Genomic DNA, 5,293 nt, shown 5'->3' on the forward strand with positions numbered 1-5,293 from the left:
CGGTGAGCGGCTGGAACGGCCACCCTTCAGGGGCCCGCGCCGAGCCGGTGAGCGGCTGGAACGGCCACCCTTCAGGGGCCCGCGCCGAGCGTGCGAGGCGTGGGGGGAAGGGTGGTCCTCTTACTGGCTGCGGAGGAACTCGGGGATGTCGAGCTCCTCCTCGAAGTCCTCGCTGGACAGCGGCCGGCGGCCGTTGGTGGACTGCCCGGGGACCGGCGGCAGCGGCGGCACGGTGATGCCGCCGCCGGACGGGGACCCGAGCCGGGACGACGCGGAGGCGGGCGCGGCGTCCGCGGCCGGCTGGCTCGCCGCCGGGGCCGCGCCGCCCGCGCCGGCCGCGCGGGCCGGCGACGACGAGCCGCCCGACGGCGCGGCGGCGACCGGGCGCACCGCGCCGAAGCCCCCCGCGGTCGAGCGCTGCGGCAACCCGGAGGGGACCGGGGCGACCGGCGCGCTCCCGGGGAGGGCCGCGGCGGGAGCCTCCTTGCGGCTGCTGGGTCGTCCGCCGTCGAAGCCGGCGGCGATGACGGTCACCCGGACCTCGTCGCCGAGCGCGTCGTCGATCACCGCGCCGAAGATGATGTTGGCGTCCGCGTGCGCGGCGTCCGACACCAGCGAGGCCGCCTCGTTGATCTCGAACAGGCCGAGGTCCGAGCCACCCGAGATCGACAGCAGCACGCCGTGCGCGCCCTCCATCGAGGCCTCGAGCAGCGGGCTGGCGATGGCCTGCTCGGCGGCGAGCAGCGCGCGGTTGTCGCCGCGGGCGCTGCCGATGCCCATCAGGGCCGACCCGGCGCCCGACATCACCGACTTGACGTCGGCGAAGTCGAGGTTGATCAGGCCTGGTGTGGTGATCAGGTCGGTGATCCCCTGCACACCGGAGAGCAGCACCTGGTCGGCGGTGCGGAAGGCGTCCATCACGCTGACGTTGCGGTCGCCGAGCTGCAGCAGGCGGTCGTTCGGGATGACGATGAGCGTGTCGCACTCGTTGCGCAGCTCCTCGATGCCCGACTCGGCCTGCACCGCGCGCCGTTTGCCCTCGAACGCGAAGGGGCGGGTGACGACGCCGATGGTCAGGGCGCCCAGCTTGCGCGCGATCGAGGCGACGACGGGCGCGCCGCCGGTGCCGGTGCCGCCGCCCTCCCCCGCGGTCACGAAGACCATGTCGGCGCCCTTGAGCACCTCCTCGATCTCCTCGCGGTGGTCCTCCGCGGCCTGCCGGCCGACGTCGGGCTGCGCGCCGGCACCCAGGCCGCGGGTGAGCTCGCGGCCCACGTCGAGCTTGACGTCGGCGTCGCTCATGAGCAGCGCCTGGGCGTCGGTGTTGATGGCGATGAACTCGACGCCCTTCAACCCGACTTCGATCATGCGGTTGACCGCGTTCACCCCGCCGCCGCCGATGCCGACGACCTTGATGACCGCCAGGTAGTTGTGCGGAGGTGTCATGCGGCGCTCCTCAACTGGACCCTCATCCTCAAGTAGAGCCTTATAGTTATGTCAACTCGGTCGACGCGATGAAGTTAGGTGCGTGCCGAAGCCAGCGACAAGCACCCTCCCCGGACCGGCGTGTCGATCACGGTCCGCACCACCCGCACCCGGCCACCCACCGGTCACACCCGTCCCACCGACGGTGACGACCCGCGCGTCGGAAGCCTGGTCCCGAGGTCGAGGGTCGGGGCTCGCGGGGAATCCCGAGCGTGGAATTCGTTTCCGTGGTCGGGCGTGTCGCGGAGGCGGGCGTGTCGGCCGGGACGGTCGGTGCTCCCGCTGCGGAGCCGTCGGCCCACGGTCGGCGACCGGAGCGGACCCGGCACCCGGCACGGCCGCGGCGGGCGTGCGGACGGCGGGCGGACGGTGCGCGGCGGAGGTCAGCGGAGGATGCGTGCCGGGTGCGCGCCGGAGATCAGCGGAGGACGACGGCGTCCGGATCTGCGAGGTCCAGCTCCGCCGCCGGCTCCAGCGTCCCGGCGGCGAGCTGGTCGAGCAGCGCGACGAGCACGGCGGCCTTGTCCCCCGAGCGGTCGCCGTCGCCCCAGCCGACGGTGGTGCCATCGGCCAGCCGGAGCGTGACGGCGTCGGCCGATTCCGCCCGCACGCCGGCGAGCGAGGTCCGCAGATCGGCCGGCAGCGCGGCGACGGCCGCGAGGGCGGCGGCGGTGGCCGGGTCGTCCGGCCCCGGATCGGTCACCTCCAGCGGGACGACGCCCGCCGGGGGTGCGCCGCGGACGGTGTCGTAGGGGACGCCGTGCCGGTCGACCAGCACGCGCCGGCCCTCGACGGCGACGACGGCGACCGGCACCCGCTCCACCACGGTGACGACCACGCTGTCCGGCCAGCCCCGGGTGACCTCGACCGACTCCACCTGGGGCAGCCGGGCCACCCCTTCCTCGGCGGCGGCCACGTCGATCCGGGGCAGCGGCGTGCCCTCCGCCACCCCGGCCGCCCTGCGGACCACGTCGGCGGAGAGCGTCAGCAGGCCGTCGACCTGGACCGAGCGGACCGGGAGCAGCGGTCCGGCCCACAGCGCCGCGCCGAGTCCGGCCACCAGCAGCAGGGCGCCGACCGCCAGGAGCGGACGGCGGTACCGCGACGGCCGGCGGCGCCACCGCCGGGGCCGGCGCGCACCGGCCGGCGTGGCGCCGGTCCGCCGCGGAGCGGGGGCGGAGGACGACCGCCGCCCCGGGGACCGCTGCTCCCCCGTCGCCGCGTCGGCGGGGCGCCCCGCCCCCCGGTCCCGGCCGCGCCGGCGGGAGAACCGCCTGGTCCGGCGGGGGGCGGCGTCCCGGTCGCGGGTGGTGAGACCGGCGCGGCTCACCGGTCGGCCCCCGCGTGCCCGTCGCCCGGACCGTCGACGGAGTCGGCCCGCAGGGCGGCCAGCACCTCGGGCCCGACCATCGACACGTCGCCTGCGCCCATGGTGACGACCAGGTCGCCGGACCGGGCCCGCGCGGCCAGCGCGGGGGCGGCCCCCGACCAGGACGGCTCGAACCGGACCCGCCCGGCCGGCAGCGGCACCGCGTCGGCGACCATCGCGCCGGTCACCCCGGGGACGGGGTCCTCGCGGGCGCCGTAGACGTCCATCACGACCACCTCGTCGGCGAGGCCCAGGGCCGCTCCGAACCCGGCGGCGAACTCGCGCGTCCGGCTGTAGAGGTGCGGCTGGAAGCAGACGACGAGCCGACCCTCCCCCGCGACGGCGCGCGCCGCGCGCAGCTGGGCGGCGACCTCCGTCGGGTGGTGGGCGTAGTCGTCGTAGACGCGCACCCCGCCGACCGAGCCCTTGAGCTCGAAGCGGCGGCGCACCCCGCCGAAGCGGGCCAACCCCTCGACCAGGCCGTCGGCGGGCAGACCGAGCTCGAGACCGGCCAGCAACGCCGCGGCGCTGTTGCGGGCCATGTGCTCGCCGGCGGGCCGGATGCGGACCCGGGCGAGCCGCTCCCCGTCCAGGACGGCGGTGTAGGCCGTGCCCTCCCGCCCGACCTGCAGGTCGACCAGCCGCAGGTCGGCGTCCGGTGACGTCCCGTAGGTGCGCACCCGGGCCGGCGTGGCGACGTCGCGGAGCCGGGCCGACCCCGGGTCGTCGGCACAGACGACGACGAAGCCGGCCGGGTCGACGGTGCCGACGAAGCGGTCGAAGGCCGCCTCCACGGCGGCCAGGTCGCCGTAGTTGTCCAGGTGGTCGGCCTCGACGTTGGTGACCACCGCGGCGAAGGGCGACAGCAGCAGGAAGGAGCGGTCGCTCTCGTCGGCCTCGGCGACGAAGACGTCGCCCTCCCCGGCGTGCGCGTTGCTGCCGGACTCGTTGAGGTCGCCGCCGATGGCGAACGAGGGATCGGCTCCGCAGGCCTGCACGGCGACAGTCAGCATCGAGGTCGTCGAGGTCTTGCCGTGGGTGCCCGCCACGGCGACGCTGCGGCGCCCGGACATCACGGCGGCCAGCGCCACCGCCCGCGGCAGCACCGCCAGCTCGCGCTCCCGGGCGGCGACCAGTTCGGGGTTGTCCGCGCGGATCGCGGTCGACACGACCACGGTGTCCACGCCGGCCAGGTGGGCGGGGTCGTGGCCGACCGCCACCCGGGCGCCGAGCGCCCGCAGCGCCAGCACCGTGGGGCTGTCGCGCCGGTCGCTGCCCGAGACCCGGACGCCCCGCGCCAGCAGGATGCGCGCGATGCCGCTCATCCCGGCCCCGCCGATGCCGATGAAGTGCACCGCCCCGAGCTCGGGCACCGAGGGCACCGGCGCCGACCACGCGGCGATGTCGTCGACGCTCATGCCCCGGCCACCTCCAGCACGAGATCGGCCAGCCGCTCGTCGGCGTCGGCGATGCCCGCGCGCTCGACGTTGCGGGCGTACCCGGTCAGCGCCGCCCGGTCGGTGAGCAGGGGCACGAGCGTCCGCTCGATCCAGTCGGGGGTGAGCGCCGCGTCGTCGACGAGCAGGCCGCCGCCGGCCTCGACCAGCGGGAGCGCGTTGCGGCGCTGCTCACCGTTGCCGATCGGGAGGGGCACGAACGCGGCGGGCAGGCCCACTGCGGACAGCTCGGCGACGGTGACGGCGCCGGCGCGGCAGAGCGCCAGGTCGGCGGCCGCGTAGGCCAGGTCCATCCGCTCCAGGTAGTCGACGACGACGTAGGGCGCCGCACCGGCCGGGCGCGGAGGCACCGTCACGCCGGTGTTCTTCGGACCCCGCGCGTGCAGCACCTGGACGCCGGCAGCCATCAGCGCGTCGGCCGCCCCGGTCGCCGCGCGGTTGAGCGAGGCCGCACCCTGCGAGCCGCCGACGACCAGCAGCGTCGGCCGGTCGGCCTCCAGGCCGAAGGCGGCGCGGGCCTCGGCGCGCCGGGCGGCCCGGTCCAGGCCGGTGATCGCCGTCCGCAGCGGCATCCCGGTCACCCGGCCACCGCGCAGCGGCGTGCCGGGCACGGTGACCGCGACGCGGGCGGCCAGCCGGGCGCCGATCCGGTTGGCCAGGCCCGGCAGCGCGTTCTGCTCGTGCACCACCACCGGCACGCGCGCCCGCCGGGCCGCGAGGTAGGCCGGCAGCGCCACGTAGCCGCCGAACCCGACGACGACGTCGGCGGCCAGCTCGCGCAGCAGCGCCCGCGTGTCGGCCACCGCCGCCCGCAGCCGGCCGGGGACGCGGAGCAGGTCGACCGTGGGCCGGCGCGGCAGCGGGACGGGCGGGATGAGCCGCAGGTCGTACCCGCGGGCCGGCACCAGGCGGGTCTCCATGCCGCGCGGGGTGCCCAGGCCGGTGAGCGCGTCGGACAGGTCGTCGGTCCAGCTGCGGGCCA

The 5,293-nt window shown here is 76.9% G+C and carries 4 protein-coding genes; all 4 read right to left on the minus strand.

Translation table 11 applies throughout. The features are described from left to right. Positions 1–120 precede the first annotated feature (120 nt). On the minus strand, positions 121–1,446 hold the full coding sequence (ftsZ, locus tag OF117_RS20520) for a cell division protein FtsZ (protein WP_263554711.1): 1,326 nt from the start codon (positions 1,444–1,446) through the stop codon (positions 121–123). A gap of 457 nt (positions 1,447–1,903) precedes the next feature. Continuing rightward, on the minus strand, positions 1,904–2,545 hold the full coding sequence (locus OF117_RS20525; RefSeq protein ID WP_263554712.1) for a cell division protein FtsQ/DivIB: 642 nt from the start codon (positions 2,543–2,545) through the stop codon (positions 1,904–1,906). A 266-nt stretch (positions 2,546–2,811) separates the two neighbouring features. Next, positions 2,812–4,272, minus strand: coding sequence for a UDP-N-acetylmuramate--L-alanine ligase (murC, locus tag OF117_RS20530; protein ID WP_263554713.1), 1,461 nt, complete (start codon positions 4,270–4,272; stop codon positions 2,812–2,814). Continuing rightward, positions 4,269–5,293 (minus strand): UDP-N-acetylglucosamine--N-acetylmuramyl-(pentapeptide) pyrophosphoryl-undecaprenol N-acetylglucosamine transferase (locus OF117_RS20535; protein WP_263554714.1); only part of this gene is annotated, 1,025 nt, incomplete at its 5' end. The genes OF117_RS20535 and murC, both read right to left, overlap by 4 nt.

The organism is Geodermatophilus sp. YIM 151500 (genome assembly GCF_025716945.1).
GTDB lineage: Bacteria > Actinomycetota > Actinomycetes > Mycobacteriales > Geodermatophilaceae > YIM-151500.

Coding starts and splice junctions, on each gene's coding strand:
- ftsZ (WP_263554711.1), bottom strand. CDS start 1,446: ATGACACCTCCGCACAACTACCTGGCGGTCATCAAGGTCGTCGGCATC.
- murC (WP_263554713.1), bottom strand. CDS start 4,272: ATGAGCGTCGACGACATCGCCGCGTGGTCGGCGCCGGTGCCCTCGGTG.